The sequence below is a fragment of the Flavobacterium sp. N1994 genome, from assembly GCF_025947145.1.
Lineage (GTDB): Bacteria > Bacteroidota > Bacteroidia > Flavobacteriales > Flavobacteriaceae > Flavobacterium.
Genome location: NZ_CP109999.1, coordinates 857219 through 875718, shown reverse-complemented (window position 1 = coordinate 875718; position 18500 = coordinate 857219). Strand labels below are relative to the sequence as shown.

Annotated in this window: 13 protein-coding genes and 1 pseudogene; 4 read left to right on the top strand and 10 right to left on the bottom strand. The window is 35.4% G+C overall.

Annotation, left to right across the window (positions count from 1 at the left end; translation table 11 throughout):
• Positions 1-34: 34 nt before the first annotated feature.
• Together OLM53_RS04060 and pheT are read right to left on the bottom strand one after the other, a co-directional pair.
• A complete protein-coding gene (locus OLM53_RS04060) occupies positions 35-442 on the bottom strand; it encodes a hypothetical protein (RefSeq protein WP_264521780.1) in 408 nt (135 codons plus the stop codon).
• 490 nt (positions 443-932) lie between these two features.
• Entirely contained in the window at positions 933-3356 is a 2424-nt protein-coding gene (gene pheT / locus OLM53_RS04055) for a phenylalanine--tRNA ligase subunit beta (RefSeq protein ID WP_264521779.1), read from the bottom strand.
• Between the two features lie 252 nt (positions 3357-3608).
• On the opposite strand from pheT, the gene OLM53_RS04050 reads away from it, so the two are divergent.
• The gene (locus OLM53_RS04050; RefSeq protein ID WP_264521778.1) at positions 3609-5114 is read left to right on the top strand and encodes an aldehyde dehydrogenase family protein; all 1506 of its coding nucleotides are present in this window, start codon (positions 3609-3611) and stop codon (positions 5112-5114) included.
• Positions 5115-5198: 84 nt separating this feature from the next.
• Entirely contained in the window at positions 5199-5573 is a 375-nt protein-coding gene (locus tag OLM53_RS04045) for a DUF779 domain-containing protein (RefSeq protein WP_264521777.1), read from the top strand.
• Here OLM53_RS04045 and OLM53_RS04040 read toward each other — a convergent pair whose 3' ends face one another.
• From OLM53_RS04040 to recG, 5 genes are all read right to left on the bottom strand, one after another.
• Positions 5574-6500, bottom strand: coding sequence for an AraC family transcriptional regulator (locus OLM53_RS04040; protein WP_264521776.1), 927 nt, complete (start codon positions 6498-6500; stop codon positions 5574-5576).
• Between the two features lie 53 nt (positions 6501-6553).
• Positions 6554-7861: a TolC family protein gene (locus tag OLM53_RS04035; protein WP_264521775.1), complete on the bottom strand. Its 1308-nt coding sequence runs from the start codon at positions 7859-7861 to the stop codon at positions 6554-6556.
• Positions 7862-7866: 5 nt separating this feature from the next.
• Positions 7867-10953 carry an efflux RND transporter permease subunit gene (locus OLM53_RS04030; RefSeq protein ID WP_264521774.1) on the bottom strand — a complete coding sequence of 1029 codons (3087 nt, stop codon included), beginning with the start codon at positions 10951-10953 and terminating at the stop codon, positions 7867-7869.
• 15 nt (positions 10954-10968) lie between these two features.
• Positions 10969-12027 carry an efflux RND transporter periplasmic adaptor subunit gene (locus tag OLM53_RS04025; RefSeq protein WP_264521773.1) on the bottom strand — a complete coding sequence of 353 codons (1059 nt, stop codon included), beginning with the start codon at positions 12025-12027 and terminating at the stop codon, positions 10969-10971.
• Positions 12028-12123: 96 nt separating this feature from the next.
• Positions 12124-14232 (bottom strand): ATP-dependent DNA helicase RecG, encoded by a 2109-nt coding sequence (gene recG / locus OLM53_RS04020; RefSeq protein WP_264521772.1) that lies wholly within the window; start codon positions 14230-14232, stop codon positions 12124-12126.
• Between the two features lie 80 nt (positions 14233-14312).
• Here recG and OLM53_RS04015 point away from each other — a divergent pair, with 80 nt between their 5' ends.
• Complete coding sequence (locus OLM53_RS04015) at positions 14313-16394, top strand: M1 family metallopeptidase (protein ID WP_264521771.1); 2082 nt, start codon at positions 14313-14315, stop codon at positions 16392-16394.
• Positions 16395-16532: 138 nt separating this feature from the next.
• A pseudogene (locus tag OLM53_RS04010) lies at positions 16533-17186 on the top strand (magnesium chelatase domain-containing protein); the annotation flags it as partial.
• Positions 17187-17275: 89 nt separating this feature from the next.
• On the opposite strand, the gene OLM53_RS04005 reads toward OLM53_RS04010, so the two are convergent.
• Genes OLM53_RS04005 through OLM53_RS03995 form a run of 3 tightly spaced genes read right to left on the bottom strand, consistent with a single transcriptional unit; the run spans position 17276 to position 18370 of the window.
• Entirely contained in the window at positions 17276-17437 is a 162-nt protein-coding gene (locus tag OLM53_RS04005; RefSeq protein ID WP_264521770.1) for a hypothetical protein, read from the bottom strand.
• Between the two features lie 5 nt (positions 17438-17442).
• A complete protein-coding gene (locus OLM53_RS04000) occupies positions 17443-17745 on the bottom strand; it encodes a hypothetical protein (protein WP_264521769.1) in 303 nt (100 codons plus the stop codon).
• Between the two features lies 1 nt (position 17746).
• Positions 17747-18370: a recombinase family protein gene (locus OLM53_RS03995; protein WP_264521768.1), complete on the bottom strand. Its 624-nt coding sequence runs from the start codon at positions 18368-18370 to the stop codon at positions 17747-17749.
• Between the last annotated feature and the right edge of the window lie 130 nt (positions 18371-18500).

Below are 18500 nucleotides of genomic sequence, written 5' to 3'. Positions count from 1 at the left end.
GTTTATTAAGTTTGCAATCAATGTTTTCCCGATTTTAGCTTTTAATATGATAATCTGTAAGTACTAAAAATTTATAATTTTCGGACGTCAAATTTGGCTTCACAATTTTTACTTCGATAGTGTCATTTAAAAGTCCGTGATGAAAATTGCAATCTCCGATTCTCAGCGAATAAATTCTAGCAGTCTGACCAAAAAAATCTTTTGTATTGCAATAATTTTGTTTTGTTTTCATTTTTGACGAACTAATATAAATACTATCCCTTTCTACATTGCCTGAAATTACATAGGCTTTGTTATGTGGCGTACAAAAAATGCTCAATTTTATTTGAGAATCTGATTTACTAACATTTTTAACATAATGAGTATGAGGAGCTCCTAAAGGCATCAAAAAGCAAGAGCTTACGATTTGACTTAAAAATAATAAATAAATGACTTTCTTCATTTTAGGACAATGTTGTTTAAATAATGGCTTATAACTAGCAAATCTACTCAAGCTTATAACACTGTTTTTCTATTCACTCCATGTAAAAATATTACAATTATAAAAACCATTCCCAACGGTAGTCAATAATTATCAACAACTTGATTAAGTTGTGGCAAAAATTTCATTTTGAAAAAAATGCCACAAAAAGTGTGGCAAAAGTTTCATTTCAAAAAATTTGCCACAAAAAGTGTGGCAAAAGTTTCATTTCAAAAAAATTGCCACAAGAAATGTGTCAAAAGTTTCGTTTTGAAAAAAATGACACAAAAAGTGTGTCAAAAGTTTCAGTTTGGAAAATTTGACACAAAAAGTGTGTCAAAAATTTCATTTCAAAAAATTTGACACAAAAAAATCAAAACCAAAGGGAATCATAATGAAACAAAAAAGCCCCGAGATATCGAGGCTTTATATATACTGAGATTCTTCCTTCATCAGAATGACAAAAGAGCGATTATTTTCTTAAACTAGCACCCACTTCGGTTTCTAAATTCTTCTGAAGTTTGCTCATGATTTTGTCAATCTGCTCGTCCGTTAAGGTTTTAGAATTGTCTTGGATGGTAAAGCTTACCGCATACGACTTCTTACCTTCAGGAAGATTTTTGCCTTCGTATACATCAAATAAATTGATGTCTTTTAGCAAAGATTTTTCCGTATGACGCGCAATGTTGTAGATAGCATCAAAGGTTACGGATTGGTCTACCAATAAAGCTAAATCTCTACGAACTTCTGGATATTTCGGAATGTCGGTAAATTTGATTTTGTTGCTGATTAGTTTTAAAATTAGGTTCCAATTGAAATCGGCAAAAAATACTTCTTGCTTGATGTCGAAATGCTTTAAAATAGATTTCTTTACAGTTCCAAATTCCACTAAAATATCATTCCCACTAGCCATAGCCATACCTTCAGCAAATACATCAGAGGCTACAGGTCGGTTTTCAATTTTGCAAATGCCCAAACGATTTAATACCGAATTCACATAGCCTTTAAACAAAAAGAAATCCGATGGTTTATCACCGTTTGTCCAGCTTTCGGCTAAACGATTTCCAGAAACAAATAAAGTTAAATGCTTTGGTTCGCTGTAACCCGAAAGTAATTTGTGATAGGTTTTTCCAAATTCGAATAATTTCAAATCGCCATTTCTTCGGTTAATGTTATACGACACGGCTTCTAAACCAGAGAACAACAACGACTGACGCATCGTGGCCAAATCATTACTCAATGGGTTCAACATCGTAACGTTGTATTCTTCTTTCAGCATATCCGATAATTTTACATAATCGGCATTCGTCAAAGAGTTCGCCATCATTTCATGAAATCCTAACGAGTTCAATTGCGTGGCAATAATATTCTGTACTTTATAATCTTCGGTTCTAGCCGAATTCGCTACGGTAGCGTTTAATTTTTTAGTAAAATTGATGTTGTTGTAGCCATACACCCGAAGGATTTCTTCTACTACATCTACTTCACGTTGCACATCCACACGGTAAGAAGGAATGATTAACCCCAAACCAGCATCGGAAACACTGTTTACTTTAATATCTAGCGAAGCCAATATTTTTTTGATGACTTCTTTCGGCAATTCTTGTCCAATTAACTTGGCCGTTTTGTCAAAATGCAAGAACACTGGGAAATCTTCAATCTTTTTAGGATAGATGTCTACAATATCTGAAGTGATTTCGCCACCTGCTACTTCTTTGATTAATAAGGCGGCACGTTTTAATGCAAACTCGGTTACATTAGGATCAATTCCTCTTTCAAAACGGAAAGAAGCATCGGTATTCAGAGCATGACGTTTCGCTGATTTACGAACTGAAACCGGATTGAAATAAGCACTTTCCAAGAAGATAGAATTCGTAGTTTCAGTAACGCCTGAATTTTTACCACCAAAAACACCAGCCAAACAAAGCGGTCCTTTTTCGTCGCAAATCATTAAGTCTTCCTCGCTCAAAGTTCTTTCTACATCATCAAGTGTAGTGAATTTGGTTCCAGCCGCCACCGTTTTTACAATCAGCTTTCCATTGATTTTAGAAGCATCAAAAGCATGAAGCGGTTGTCCTAAATCATGCAGAATATAATTAGTAACGTCAACAATATTATTTTTTGGAGTCAAGCCAATAGCTTTCAAACGGTTTTGCAACCAAGCAGGGGATGGTTTTACAGTAATCCCCGAAAGTGTTACCCCACAATATCTTGGCGCTAATTTACTGTCTTTAACATCCACGTCAATTTTCAAAGTTCTTTTGTCAATTCTGAACGTACTCACAGAAGGCGTAATCAATTCGATGTTGCTATTTTTTTGTAGTAAACTCGCACGCAAATCACGCGCTACACCATAATGCGACATAGCATCGGCACGGTTAGGCGTTAAACCAATTTCAAACACTTCATCATTTTCTATGTTGAAGACTTTCGCACAAGGAGTACCTGGTTTTAGTTTGTCATCTAAAATCATAATCCCTTCATGGCTAGTCCCTAAACCTAATTCATCTTCGGCACAAATCATTCCGTGACTTTCTTGTCCACGAATTTTTCCTTTTTTGATTTCAAATTCAACTCCGTCTTTGTCAAACAATTTGGTTCCGATAGTAGCCACAGGAACTTTTTGTCCAGCCGCCACATTAGCTGCACCGCAAACAATTTGTACTGGAGTACCATCACCTAAATCAACCGTTGTGATTTTCAATCGATCGGCATCAGGGTGTTTTTCACAAGTCAGCACATGACCTACCACCACACCTTCGAGTCCTCCACGAACCGATTGGTATTTTTCTACCACTTCTACTTCCAACCCTAAATCGGTAAGAATAGCTGAGGTTTCCTCTGATTTTAAATCTATTTTAATGAATTGTTTTAACCAATTGTATGAAATTCTCATGTAGTGTACTTTAAGGCTGCAAATATAGGGATTGTAGTTTTTAGATTAAAATATATTTTCAGTCAAAAACGCTTACCATTAGCAGGCAACCGATTGTCATATTACTGATTATTTAAAAGTATTTTTTAAGGATTGGTAATTATGAAGTGTTAAAATTAGCATATCAACAAAATTGTGCTATAAAATGCTTGAATTGTGCTATTCTCCAATAGATATAGCAGGTACATTTGGATAAATCAAAAAAATACAATTATGAGTAATTTAGTTCAAAGACCTACATTTAAAGATAAGTATGATAATTACATTGGTGGAAAATTTGTGCCACCAGCCTCAGGACAATACTTTGATGTAGTGTCGCCAGTAGACGGAAAAGTGTTTACCCAAGCCGCCCATTCTAACAAAGAAGATTTAACTTTAGCTGTTGATACAGCCTATGAAGCTTTCAAAACGTGGAGCAAAGTTTCGGTTACCGACAGAAGCAATTTGTTGATTAAAATCGCCCAAGTGATGGAAGACAACTTAGCGTATTTAGCGGCAGTAGAAACCATCGACAACGGGAAAGCAGTTAGAGAAACCTTGGCAGCAGATTTGCCATTAGCGATAGACCACTTTAGATATTTCGCTGGAGTTATTAGAGCTGAAGAAGGTTCGGTAAGCGAGTTAGATGAAACTACGGTTTCTTTAATTGTTCATGAACCAATTGGTGTAATCGCGCAAATCATTCCATGGAACTTCCCAATATTGATGGCCGTTTGGAAATTAGCTCCAGCCCTTGCTGCAGGAAACTGTGTAGTGTTGAAACCAGCAGAAAACACTCCAATCTCGATCATGGTTTTAATGGAGTTGATTGGTCACATAGTGCCAGTAGGAGTATTGAATGTAGTAAACGGTTTTGGAGCTGAACTAGGAAGAGCTTTAGTTACCAATCCAAAAGTAGCCAAAGCCGCCTTTACAGGTTCAACTGCCACAGGAAGAATGGTAATGCAATATGCTACCGAAAATATAGTTCCAGTAACTTTAGAGTTAGGAGGAAAATCGCCGAACATTTTCTTCCCTTCCGTAATGGATGCCGATGATGAATTTTTAGACAAAGCTGTTGAAGGCGCTGTTTTATATTGCTTGAATCAAGGAGAAGTATGTACTTGTCCGTCGCGTTTGTTGGTACACGAAGACATTTACGATAAGTTTATTGCCAAAGTGATAGAGCGAGTTGCAGCGGTAAAAACTGGAAATCCATTAGACCCAACGGTGATGATGGGGGCACAGGCATCGAAAGTACAGCGAGACAAAATCATGACCTATATCAATCTAGGAAAAGAAGAAGGAGCAGAGTTGTTAATTGGTGGCGCAGAGAACAAATTGGGAGGAGATTTAGATAACGGATATTACATTCAACCTACCGTTTTCAAAGGAACGAACAAGATGAGAATCTTCCAAGAAGAAATATTCGGACCAGTTTTAGCGGTGACTACTTTCAAAACTACAGAAGAAGCCATTGCCATTGCTAATGATACTTTATATGGTTTAGGAGCTGGAGTATGGACTCGAGATGCACACGAATTATACCAAGTACCGAGAGCGATTCATGCTGGTAGAGTTTGGGTAAATAGTTATCATGCTTATCCTGCTGGAGCGCCGTTTGGAGGCTATAAACAATCGGGTATCGGAAGAGAAAATCACAAAATGATGTTGGCACACTATCGTCAAACTAAAAACATGTTGATTTCTTATAGTAAAAGTAAATTAGGGTTCTTTTAATAGAATACAAATAGTTGGTTAGTACTTACCGCAAATCGATTTTCCCCTATTGATTTGCGGTTTGTTTATTATAAAAAAAATAAAATGAAAAGAATAGACGTAACACAAGAAGCATTGACGTTAATTGAGATGCTCAAAGGTAAGTTTGGCGATTTAATGTTTTATCAAGCGGGAGGGTGTTGTGAAGGAACGCAACCCCAATGTTTTGAAAAAGGAGGTTTTTTTCTGAGAACTGAAGATGTTTGTATTGGTCAGGTGGATGGTTTTGATTTTTGGCTAGATAAAGATTTATTCGAATATTGGAAAAACGCGCATTTCACTTTAGATGTGATGGATGGCATAGGAGCAGGAGGATTTTCATTGGAAACCCCTTATGGCAAAACATTTATCATCAAGTACCGTTTGTTTACTCCAGAAGAATTGGAAATGTTGGAACCCGTTAAATACAATACTTATTAATTAATGCGAAGAAAAGTTCATTAATTGGTATTGCTTTGGCGTAACGCCTTCATATTTTTTGAATAATCGAATGAAGTAGTTACAATCTTCAAAACCACTAGCATAGGATACTTCATTTACATGAATGTTGGGATTGCTTAGGAGTTTCTTGGCGTATTTTATTTTTTCATTCAAAATATACTCAATCGGGCTCATACCTAATTCTCTTTTGAAATAACGATAAAAAGAAGTCGTGCTCATACAAGCTTTGTCGCTCAAGTCCTTAAGATTAATCGTTTCCCGAATATTCTTTTTAATAAACTCGATAGAAGGTGTGATTGGACTATTGCTGTCAATAATTTTTTCATTTTCAAATCGTTTTGCCGTTTGCGTTTGAATGATGCGGATGATTAGTTCTTGCAAGGTTAAATCGGCAATAGCGTCTTTGGTTATCGAGTCACCCATGCATTCCTTGATGAGTTTGTTGATGGTGCCTGCGAGTTCAACATTGTTGTAAAAGAAATAGTTTTCATGGTCTAGTTTCCACAAATTGCTTTTGCCTTCTTTTGGGTATTTTTCGTTTAAGAAATCTAAGGTGTTGGTTATGATTTGATTATCAATAGCCAAAGCAATACATTGAGTAGGATTCTCCTTAGAAGCTTCTGGGAAATCGATTTTCATTTCTACATTGGAAGGAACGATAACGGTTTCACCAGGAAGGTATTCAAATTGGGGTTCATCAAAAAGATGCATTACTTTTTTCCCTCGAAGCATACTTGTTACTACCAAATCATTAAACTTTAAAGGAACCAAATCTGATTTTTGATAGGTTTCAAAAATATTCAGTTCGCAATGGTCTAACGAAAAAATAGTACGGTTTTCCACTAAAGTCTTCAAAGACTTTTCGTGGGTAAGTGCAGGTTTATTAAGTAAGGCTCTAATGGACATAAAAAACAAATAGTTCCACTAAAGTAGTGTTTATAATGACAATATCAAAAAAATTAAAAACTCAAATTTCCTGCTAATTCTTTTAGGTTGATTTCGGATAGTTTTGCTTGGAACTGCGCGTTCGTGTTTCTGACTTTAGCATTGATATAATTTAGTTGTGCCGTTCTGAATTCAATAGGAGTGATGGTGCCAATTTTAAATTTCTCCAAAGTAATATCTAAGTTTTGTTTGGCAATGGCTTCGTTTTTTTCTTCTAGTTTTACCAAATCCAAATTGGTTAAATAGGTTTGGTACCCGCTTTCTAGTTGCGCATTCAAAGCACTAGTTTGTTGCTCGATGGCAATTTTAGAATTCTCGATTTCAAGTTGGGCTATCTTTTCGTTGCGGTTTTGAGCAAAGCCATCAAAAAGATTCAAACTAGCGCTAAAACCATAATTCAATCCTCTGGCATAAGCTGACGAAGTAAATCCTAAACTCGATTGACTTTCAGAAAAATTATAACCTGTATTGACTTTTACTGTGGGATAGCGATTTGCTTTGACTTGTTTTAATTGTAGTTCTGCTACTCTTTTGTTGATGATTTGGGCTTCGAGCTGTGGATTTTGTTTTGTGGCCAAATTCGATAAAGCTGGCAACAATAAACTTTTATCTACCACAATAGCATCCACTACTTTGAAATCAGTTTTGACATCGCGTGCTAAAATTTGATTCAAAAGAATTTTGGTATTAGCCAACGTTTCCTTTTGTTTGAATAGTGTGGTTTGGTCCGTATTCAAATCTACTTGAGCATTGAGCACTTCAAGTTTAGAAGCCTTACCAATAGTAAATCGGTTTTGCGCCACAGTTAAACGTTGATTAGAAATCACGATAGAGCTATCTAAAGCCGCTAATTGTTGTTGTTGCTGCACCAAATCAAAGTAAGTGTTGTTAACGTCACTTATTTTGGTGATGATGGTTAGTTTTAATTTGGAATCGCCCAGTTTTTGTAATTCGGCTAACTGACTTTTTTTGGCAAACATTTTGAATCCGTCAAAAATGGTCCAATCTAAATTGGCGCCATAAGTAAGGCTATTATTTTTGGCGTTATTCAACTCTGTTATCGTTCCATCTTGTCTGGTTTGCTTACTGTATTGAATTCCATTGTTATCGACTACACTTGCCGTTACTTTTGGTAACATGCCTGCATTTCCTGCAGTTGCATTAGCTTCATCCATTTTTAAATTATTAGAAGCTATTCGGATATCAAAATTGTTTTCTAAAGCAATTTTTACGGCATCTTCTAGTTTCAATACTTCTTGTGCTTGTGTTTTTGGAATACAATTCAAGAGTAGGATGATGAGATATAATGATTTGATTTTCATAGTCATTATTTTTCTAAAGCTTCTAGGTTATCAAATTCAGGGCGGTGCTTTTTGGCTTTTGACCACATCAAGTAAAACGATGGAATCACAAATAGCGTAAGTATCAAGGAGAAAATAGTGCCTCCAACAATCACAACTCCCATTCCGATTCTACTGGTTGAAGCCGCTCCAAGAGATAAAGCAATCGGTAAGGCTCCAAGGGCAATCGCTAAACTCGTCATTAAAATGGGTCTTAATCGAGCCTCTGCAGCGTGAATAATGGCGTCATATTTGGATAATCCTTTTTCTCGTAATTGATTCGCAAATTCGACAATCAGAATTCCGTTTTTGGTTACTAATCCAATAAGCATTACCGTTCCAATTTGACTAAAGATATTCCAGGTTTGTCCAAACAACCAAAGAGAAAATAAGGCTCCAGCGACAGCCATAGGAACAGTCAAAATGATAATAAACGGATCAATAAAACTTTCGAATTGGGCAGCTAGAATCAAATAAATTAAAAGCAATGCCAATCCAAAAGCAAATAGAGTATTGGAACTACTCTCCACAAAATCACGTGACTCACCACCTAAATCAGTAGTAAAAGTACTGTCTAACACTTTGGCTTTGATTTCATCCATGGCGTCAATTCCGTCACTAATACTTTTTCCTGGAGCTAAACCTGCAGAAACGGTAGCCGACATGTAGCGGTTATTGTGGTACAATTGTGGTGGATTACTTTGTTCATCAACTTTAACAATATTGTCTAACTGAATTAAGTCGCCTTTGTTATTTTTGACAAACATCGAAGTTAAATCTAAAGGTTTATCCCGATCTTTTTCATCAAATTGTCCAATAACTTGGTATTGTTTTCCGTTTCGCATAAAGTAACCAAAACGTTGTCCACTCAAGGAAAGCTGTAGTGTTTGTGCCACATCTAAAACAGAAATCCCTAAACTCTCCGCTTTTTCTCTATCGATAGTAACATTGATTTCGGGTTTGTTGAATTTCAAATTAACGTCCACATTAGAAAAGGTTTCATTTTGATTAGCCAAATCCATAAACTGTGGAATTTTTTCCCGAAGCTTTTCAAAATTAGGAGCTTGAATGATATACTGAATAGGTAAACCGCCCCGTTTATTTACTGCAATTGTGGGCTGTTCAGATACGGTGACTTTGGCTTGAGAATATTTTTTAGTCCATTTCGTAAAAGCATCAGCGATTTCTTTTTGAGAATGCTTTCTATCTTCCGGATTTTTCAGTGCCAAACGAACTCTTCCACTATTTACAGAAGCTGAAGCAAAACCTGGTGCGGTAATCACCAATGCTATTTTTTTCTCAGGAATCGAATCGTTAATCAACTTAGTTAATTCTTCCATAAATCGGTCGGTATAGTCATAAGTTGAGCCTTCTGGGGTACTAACTCCAACGATAACCAAACTTCTATCATCGTAAGGCGCAGTCTCTTTTGGAATAATTTTAAAGAATAAAACTATCAATCCTAAACAAACAATTACGATTGGGAAACTTAGCCATTTCTTTTTCATGAAGTTTTCTAAGGCACTGGCATACCCTTTATTTAATCCTTCAAAGTAAGGTTCAGTAAAGGTGTAGAATTTAGTTTTTTTCTGCTCGCCACCTTTCATTAAATAAGCATTTAACATTGGGGTAAGCGTAAGCGAAACAAAAGCTGAAATCAAAACAGCAGCACCAATGACGACGCCAAACTCTCGAAACAGCCTTCCCACAAATCCTTCCAGGAAAATGATAGGAAGAAATACAGCTGCTAGTGTTATAGAAATCGAAATTACGGCAAAGAAAATCTCATTAGAACCTTTGATGGCCGCTTCAATAGGAGTCATCCCTTCTTCTACTTTTTTGAAGATGTTTTCTGTGACTACAATTCCGTCATCTACTACTAATCCTGTGGCTAGAACGATGGCTAATAGCGTTAAAACATTTACTGAAAACCCACATAAATACATGATGAAAAAGGTAGCAATCAAAGAAACCGGAATATCAATTAAAGGACGAAAAGCAATAGCCCAATCTCTGAAAAACAAGTAGATAATCAAGATTACCAGAATAATCGATATCAATAAGGTATCAGCTACTTCTACAACCGATTTTTTGATGAATAACGTATTGTCTAAAGCCACATTGATTTTAATGTCTTTGGGTAAATCTTTTTTGAACGCATCAAACTGTTTGTAAAATTGCTTGGCAATATCCAAATAATTGGTTCCTGGTTGAGGAATAATTGCCAAACCTACCATTGGTTGACCGTTTGATTTTAATTGGGTTTCCAGATTTTCTGCCCCTAATTCGGCGTGACCGATATCACTTAAACGAACTACTTTATCCCCGTTGGCAATGATTATGATATTGTTGAATTCTTCAGGCTTAGAAAGATTTCCCATCGTTTTCACGGTGAGTTCGGTATTGGCTCCTGTTAATTTTCCTGCTGGTAATTCTACGTTTTGTTTTTGTAACGCAGTTCGAACATCGGAAACGGTAACGCCATAAGAAGACAATTTCACAGGGTCAATCCAAACGCGCATGGAATATCGTTTTTGTCCCCAAATCTGAACACTACTAACTCCAGGAATAGTTTGCAAACGTTCGGCTATAACATTTTCGGCGTAATCACTTAAGTCTAAAGCATTCTTGGTGTCACTTTGAACCGTCATAGTAATGATGGGGTCAGAATCGGCATCAGCCTTTGAAACTACAGGTGGCGCGTCTATATCTTGTGGCAAACTTTTAACCGCTTGCGATACTTTATCTCGAACATCATTGGCAGCTTCTTCTAGGTTTTTTTCCAGTTTGAATTCGATGGTAATGGTGCTTGAACCTTGATTACTTGATGAGGTTATATTCCGAATTCCGTCAATAGAATTGATAGCTTTCTCTAAAGGCTCGGTAATTTGGGATTCGATAATATCGGCATTCGCACCAGTATAATTGGTTCGCACAGAGATTTGAGCAGGGTCAATAGATGGAAATTCACGAACACCCAAATAGCTATAACCAATAATCCCAAAAAGGATAATGGTCAGATTGATAACAATCGTAAAAACCGGTCGTTTGATGCTTAAGGTGGATAAACTCATAAGTTTTGCTGGGGTTTACTTGATTTTTACTTTGATATCGGCTTCATCTTTCAATGACATCATGCCAGAAGTTAGCAAAGTATCACCCGCTTTCAATCCGGAAGTGATGACTACATCTTTGTCGGTTCTTGCTAAAGTTTCCACTTTTATTTCTTTGGCTTGACCGTGATTTGCAATAAACACTTTTTTACCATCTTGTATCGGAACAATAGCTTCAGTTGGAATGATGATGGCGTCTTTAATATTTTTTAATGGAAGTTCAATATTGGCAAAAGTCCCAGGTAATAATTTTCCATTTGAATTTTCGGTTAAGGCTCTTATTTTTAAAGTCCTTGTAGCCAATTCGATACCCGGTTCTAAAGCGTAGATTTTGGCAGTGAATTTGTCTGTTATATTTGGTACAGTAAATGTGATTTGAGAACCTTTTTCAATTTCAGAAGCATATTTTTCAGGAATAGAAAAGGTAATTTTTAGTGGATTGGTGTTAACCAAATTAGCAATCAAAGTGGCTGGCGTTACATATGTCCCTGGTGAAATATTGCGTAATCCAATTTTTCCAGAGAAAGGCGCTCGTATTGAAGTTTTTCCTATTTGAGCTTGAATCAATTGGGTTTGTGCTTTAGCAGTTCTATAATCGGCACTGGCAATATCGTATTCTTCTTGACTGATAGCTTCTTTTTGTAATAAGAGTTTGGCGCGTCTTTCGTTTTCCGATGCTAAGCTTTCTTTGGTTTTGGCTTGTACCAATTGCGCTCGGAGTTCTATATCATTCACTTTAAGTAAGACTTGCCCTTTACTTACTTGACTCCCTTCAGAAAAAGAAATACTTTCTACAATTCCAGAAACTTCGCTGTGAATTTCAATTTGTTCGTTAGCATCTATCGAACCTGAGAGTGAAATGGTATTCGAAAAATCCTGAGTTTTAACCACAATGGCACTAACAACTGTTGGTGGTTTTTTTCCACTTTTATCGTTTCCTTTTTCGTTTTCGGTTTTGTTTTTAGTGATTCTGTAGGCTATCATGCTTCCTAAAGCGATGACAAGAACAGTGATAATTAGGTGTTTTAATTTCATTGAAATAAACGTAAGTAAATTTGAATTACAAAGCTACTTTTTACCAATGAAAGCTACGGTACAGTTAGTTTTTATTTAACACTTATAATAGAATTTTTAACTAATATAATTCCAAATGTTTTTCTTTTTGGTCAATTCTATAAAAACAGCTCGAAGCGTTTGATGTTCGGGCAAAGTCATACTGGCATCTTTTTTTAGTAATTCAATAGCTTTATGTCGAGCTAAAAGTAATATGTCTTTGTCTTTTACTAAATCAGCAATTTGAAGATTTAGGACGCCGCTTTGCTGTTTTCCCATGATATCGCCTGGACCGCGTAGTTTTAAATCGACTTCCGCAATTTCGAAACCATCGTTAGTTTGACACATAGTTTCTAAACGAATTTTACTATCACTAGACAGTTTAAAAGAAGTCATCAAAATGCAATAACTCTGTTCCGCGCCACGACCAACTCGACCTCTTAATTGGTGCAACTGCGATAACCCAAAACGCTCCGCACTTTCAATAATCATAACACTGGCATTTGGTATGTTCACACCAACTTCAATCACGGTTGTGGCCACCATAATATTGGTTTTACCTTCAGCAAAGCGTTTCATTTCGGCATCTTTATCGGCAGGTTTCATTTTACCATGAACTATAGAAATGCTGTATTGTGGCAAAGGAAAATCCCTAGAAATACTTTCGTAGCCATCCATCAGATCTTTATAATCCATGGTTTCGCTTTCCTTGATGAGCGGGTATACGATATAGATTTGGCGCCCTTTGGCAATTTCATCTTTAATGAATTTCCATACTTTCAATCGGTTACTATCATAACGATGTACCGTTTGAATAGGTTTTCTTCCAGGAGGTAATTCATCAATCACTGAAATATCTAAATCACCATACAAACTCATCGCCAAAGTACGCGGAATAGGAGTAGCCGTCATCACCAAAATGTGTGGTGGTATATCATTTTTTTGCCAAAGTTTGGAACGTTGCTCTACGCCAAAACGATGTTGCTCGTCAATAATCGCTAAACCTAAATTTTTAAATTGCACTTTATCTTCGAGCAAGGCATGAGTACCAATGAGAATGTCTAAACTTCCGTTTTCTAGAGCTTCATGGATGATTTTTCGTTCTGCAGTTTTAGTTGAGCCAGTCAGTATTTTAATATTGATATTTAGGTCTTTAGCTAATTCCGTTAAACCATTATAATGTTGGTTTGCCAAAATTTCTGTAGGCGCCATCAAACAACTTTGAAAACCGTTATCCAAAGCGATTAGCATCGCCATCAGTGCAACAATTGTTTTCCCCGAACCCACATCACCTTGAAGTAAACGATTCATTTGGGCATTGGTTCCCATATCGTTTCTAATTTCCTTTAGCACTTTTTTCTGCGCATTGGTTAACTCAAAGGGCAAGTGATTTTGATAGAAATTATTAAAATGATCCCCCACAATCGTAAAAGGATGTCCTTTGATTTTGTGTTTTCGAACTAAATTTTTGGTAATCAATTGCAGCTGAATGAAAAACAACTCTTCAAATTTCAAACGGAATTGCGCTTTAGATAACAGCTCCTGACTTTTAGGAAAGTGAATGTTGAACAAGGCAGCATTTTTCGGAATCAATTTTAACTCCTCTAAAAGATAAGTTGGGAGGGTTTCAGTGAATTTGGCCTGAGTTTCAAGAAACAGTTGTTGCATCATTTTATTAATGACCCGATTGGAAATTCCACGATTAGTCAAGGTTTCCGTCGATGGATAAACAGGTTGCATAGAACAACGCAGACTTTGTTCATGTTCTGTGAGTAATTCCATTTCTGGATGCGCCATACTGTAGGTGGTTCCAAAGTAAGCTACTTTTCCAAAAATCACATAAGCAACATTGATTTTCAAACTATCTCTAATCCATTTGTGTCCTTGAAACCATACTAGTTCAATTTGTCCTGTTTCATCTACAAAAGTGGCTACTAATCTTTTTTTGGCTTTACCAAATTCAACTGTTTTGATATTGATGATTTTACCAATGATTTGAACTTCACTTTCATTTTTTTGTAACTCGTTGATTTTGTAATATCGAGTTCGGTCTATATACCGATTGGGATAAAAATTGATTAAATCTTCATACCGATGAATGCCTAGTTCCTTTCGCAATAACTCTCCACGTTGAGGTCCAACGCCTTTTAGGTATTCGATGGGAGTTTGTAAAAGTGAGTTTGACATTAGCTAAAATTGGTGTAGCGAAGATAGTTTTTTAATTTGAAAATTTGAAAAGGACACAACTTGAAAATGATTATATTCGTATGAAATATTGTATCCCGATGCGCCACGTATTTTTTCTTCTTTTTACCGTTTTTACTTTTGCACAACAAACCCAAAAAGTGGATTTCAAAACCGTCACAGGAAATATTACTATTGATCCAATTGCGAAAAAGGTTTTTGGTTCCGTTCGATATACTTTGGAAGTTAAGCAAGATATTGATACCATCAAAATCGATGCGCAAAATATGACTTTCAATGCAGTTCAAATGAATGGTAAAGCCAGTTTGTTTTCTAGTTCAGGGAAGAAATTTCTATTATTTGATGGCTATAAAAAAGGAAAGTATATGTTGACATTTACTTATGAAGCTTTCCCAAAACAAACCATGTATTTTAATAAATATGGAGATAATTTACAAGTATGGACACAAGGGCAAGGCAAATATACCAGTCATTGGTTTCCAAGTTTTGATGATGTGAATGAAAAGGTAATTTTTAATATGAACATTACTTTTGATGAAAAGTATAACGTATTAGCAAATGGCGTATTAAAAGATGTTTTTCCGAATAAAAATCAAAGAATTTGGAAATATGAAATGCAAAAACCAATGAGTTCTTACCTACTTGCAGTAGCCATTGGGGATTATAGTAATAAAGTCTTGGCTTCTAAATCTGGAATACCGTTACAACTATTTATTCAACCTAAAGACACCGTCAAATTTGAAGCAACGTATAGGTATTCCAAAGAAATTTTCGACTTTTTAGAAAAGGAAATAGGAGTGAAGTATCCTTGGAGGATTTACAAGCAAATTCCAGTAGAAGATTTTTTGTATGCTGGTATGGAAAATACATCGGCAACGCTTTTTGCTCAAGATTTTGTGATTGACGAGATTGGTTTTAATGATAGAAATTATGTCAATGTCAACGCACATGAGTTAGCTCACCAGTGGTTTGGCGATTTGGTTACCGCAAAATCAGGGAAACATCATTGGTTACAGGAAGGTTTTGCTACTTATTATGCCTTGTTGGCAGAACGGAAACTTTTTGGAGATGATTATTTTTACCATCAGCTGTATCGTAATTCATTGCAACTAAGAAATGCTTCAAAGACTGATACTATTCCGATGCTGAATGAAAAAACTAGTTCGTTGTCTTTTTATCAAAAAGGGGCTTGGGCATTGCATACTATTAGAGAAGCTATTGGTGTTAAAGCCTTTCAAAAAGCAGTAAAAAACTATCTGAAAAAATACCAATATCAAAATGTTGAAAGTGATGATTTTTTAGCAGAAGTTAAAAAAGTAGCTCCAACATTTGATGTGGCAACTTTCAAAAAAACTTGGTTAGAAGATTATCATTTTCAGACAGATCAAGTGAATGACTTGTTGAAGAAAAATGCTTTCATGCAAACGCTTTTTGAAGTACAACAAATGAGAAAAAAAGCATTTGCCGAAAACAAGCAGAAGTTTAAACAATTGTTGCAATCCACGGTTTTTTATCCAGTTAAAACAGAGATTTTATATCAAATTAAAGACATCGATTTTCAAGATAAAAAAGAATTGTTGTCTTTGGCTTTGCAAACCAATGATATCAAAGTTCGTCAAGCTGTGGCTGAATTTACTGAAACAATTCCGTTAGAATTTAAAATTCAATATGAGTCGTTACTTGAGGATCAATCTTATGATACCAAAGAGATTGCCTTCATGAACTTATGGAAAAATTTCCCTGATGATAGAACTAATTATTTGGCGAAAGCTAAAAATTGGGTTGGCGGAAATGACAAAAGTTTGCGCATTTTATTTTTGACTTTTTCAATAGAAAATGATAGCCCTCAAAAGGACAATTACTATAATGAATTAGTCGACTATACTTCTCCAAAATACGAAAGCTCCGTGCGTCAAAATGCTATTATTAATGCTTTGACAATTGACGAAAAAGATACTATAGTTCTGAAAAATTTGGTAAATGCTACCACTCATTTCAAATGGCAGTTTAGCAAATTTGCTCGAGATAAAATTAGAAGCTTGTTGTTAGATTCTAGTAACAGAACTTTGTTTGAAAACTTATTGTCATCACTTTCAGAAAGTGAAAAAGTGCAATTGTTAAAGCTGTTAAGTGAAAAGAAATAAAACTTTAGTTTTAACAAAGTAACCCTTTCTTGTCTTACTTTAAGTAAACTCATCTTCAATTTTTCTCCATAAAATGTACACTTTTTGCTTACTTTTTAATTTAAGCAAAGGTTTATTTTTAGGAGGTAAATAGTAAAGATGTTAGTAAAAGTTTTTGGAAGTGCCGTTTTTGGAGTAGAAGCAACCACTGTTACAGTTGAGGTTAATATAGACCAAGGAATTGGCTATCATTTGGTAGGTCTTCCTGATAACGCTATCAAAGAAAGTAGTTATCGTATTGCTGCGGCTTTGAAGAACAATGGTTATACTTTACCAGGAAAAAAAATCACGATTAACATGGCACCGGCCGATTTGCGTAAAGAAGGTTCTGCTTATGATTTGACTTTAACAATAGGTATTTTAGCAGCATCTAAACAAATAAAAGCTAGTGAAGTCGGTAATTACTTAATCATGGGAGAATTGTCATTAGATGGTAGTTTGCAACCTATAAAAGGAGCTTTATCAATTGCTATTAAAGCAAAGGAGGAGGGATTTAAAGGTTTTTTTCTTCCCATTCAAAACGTAAAAGAAGCAGCTATTGTAAAGGGATTGGATGTTTATGGTGTGGAAAATGTAACCCAAGTCATTGAATTTTTTGAAGGCAAAGGCACTTTGGAACCTACTGTAATTGATACTAGAGAAGAATTTTATAAAACCTTAGATTTTCCTGAATTTGATTTTGCGGATGTTAAAGGACAGGAAAGTATCAAACGATGTATGGAAATAGCCGCTGCTGGAGGACATAACATTATATAAATAGGTTGCTATATAATAGCATCTATTTTATATAACTTAAAACCCATTAAATCAAAAAGATAGCACCATTATATTTTTTTTTAAAATCATATTTTGTAAATTTTACCATTTACAAAAAGTATTTCAACATTCATCTTAGCCATTATTCGTTCCTTTTCTTTTTGGGTCAACCTATTTGGGTCGAGGACCATAAAAAAATGTTTCGTTTTTTCTAATTGATGCGTTATGGTGATTCTTGTCTTCTTCATGATGTTTAATTCAAACTAAATTCATAATCCATTCCCAGCATATTCTTTTTCTGATGGAATTTAATAATTAAGAAGATTGAATCATCTTCAATTATAAAATGAAAAAACTTTACGTTGCTGATATACTTTTCAAGTGTTGAGCCAAGTTTCTTTTGGTCTACTTTAGTATCACGTGGTAGCCAAAATTCAATCATCGTTTCAACTGGTGACGTACCAGTTCTATTCATGTTGCTAAAAACTTCGAAGCGGTGGCACTTATACCTTCTTGCAAGTTCCATGTAGATTTTATTTAATTGGATGAAGTGCATACTAATTGGTTTCGTTAAGGATTGCTTTTACTTTTTTCACTGTGTTCGCTGATACTTTATAGTCACCATCACTAGCTAGTTTTGCTAAGTCACGGAGTGATAAAGTTGGATTAGATTTAATGATTTTAGCTGTCCTACGGTGCTTTTCTAGCGTCACTTCTGGTGAATCAGTAGTTCCTTTTACTCGCCCAGTATAAACTCCACGAAGCTTGGCTTGATATATCCCCTCAGCTTGCCTTTCAAGCAGAGTTGACCTCTCCAAAGAATTAATCTCACTTAGAACCGTAGTAATTAGATTAAAAATCGGGTTGATTTTACCATTAACAATGGATTCAAGACCTAAATTTTCAATTTTAACAATCACACCTTTATTTTGAAAGTAGGATAATGTTGTTAAAACATCAATTGTTGAGCGACCAGCTCTTGATAGGTCATGGAATGTTAAGTAACTTATTGAACCAGCTTCAACAGCCTCAATGAGTTTTTTTCCTTCTGGTCTTTCAGCAAATGGAATTGAACCACTAATAATATCAATAAACAAACTTTCGTCTGGATGTGCTTTTGCTAGTTGACGAAGATTTGTTTGTGTTTTACTACTTTGACGAATGTATCTAGCCTTTTTCATAATTCTGTTTTTTATCTAAAAGTTGTGAAATATTAGGTTGGTGTATTTTGCACGAGTTTTTTTATCGGTTTTCCTATTTCTTTTAAATTATCTATCTCGAACTGATAGGTTATAATCTAATTCTGCACAC

What these genes read in the sequence shown, in the direction of transcription:
- OLM53_RS04060 (WP_264521780.1), bottom strand. Translation starts at nt 442, where the DNA reads ATGAAGAAAGTCATTTATTTATTATTTTTAAGTCAAATCGTAAGCTCT.
- pheT (WP_264521779.1), bottom strand. Translation starts at nt 3,356, where the DNA reads ATGAGAATTTCATACAATTGGTTAAAACAATTCATTAAAATAGATTTA.
- OLM53_RS04050 (WP_264521778.1), top strand. Translation starts at nt 3,609, where the DNA reads ATGAGTAATTTAGTTCAAAGACCTACATTTAAAGATAAGTATGATAAT.
- OLM53_RS04045 (WP_264521777.1), top strand. Translation starts at nt 5,199, where the DNA reads ATGAAAAGAATAGACGTAACACAAGAAGCATTGACGTTAATTGAGATG.
- OLM53_RS04040 (WP_264521776.1), bottom strand. Translation starts at nt 6,500, where the DNA reads ATGTCCATTAGAGCCTTACTTAATAAACCTGCACTTACCCACGAAAAG.
- OLM53_RS04035 (WP_264521775.1), bottom strand. Translation starts at nt 7,861, where the DNA reads ATGAAAATCAAATCATTATATCTCATCATCCTACTCTTGAATTGTATT.
- OLM53_RS04030 (WP_264521774.1), bottom strand. Translation starts at nt 10,953, where the DNA reads ATGAGTTTATCCACCTTAAGCATCAAACGACCGGTTTTTACGATTGTT.
- OLM53_RS04025 (WP_264521773.1), bottom strand. Translation starts at nt 12,027, where the DNA reads ATGAAATTAAAACACCTAATTATCACTGTTCTTGTCATCGCTTTAGGA.
- recG (WP_264521772.1), bottom strand. Translation starts at nt 14,232, where the DNA reads ATGTCAAACTCACTTTTACAAACTCCCATCGAATACCTAAAAGGCGTT.
- OLM53_RS04015 (WP_264521771.1), top strand. Translation starts at nt 14,313, where the DNA reads ATGAAATATTGTATCCCGATGCGCCACGTATTTTTTCTTCTTTTTACC.
- OLM53_RS04005 (WP_264521770.1), bottom strand. Translation starts at nt 17,437, where the DNA reads ATGAAGAAGACAAGAATCACCATAACGCATCAATTAGAAAAAACGAAA.
- OLM53_RS04000 (WP_264521769.1), bottom strand. Translation starts at nt 17,745, where the DNA reads ATGCACTTCATCCAATTAAATAAAATCTACATGGAACTTGCAAGAAGG.
- OLM53_RS03995 (WP_264521768.1), bottom strand. Translation starts at nt 18,370, where the DNA reads ATGAAAAAGGCTAGATACATTCGTCAAAGTAGTAAAACACAAACAAAT.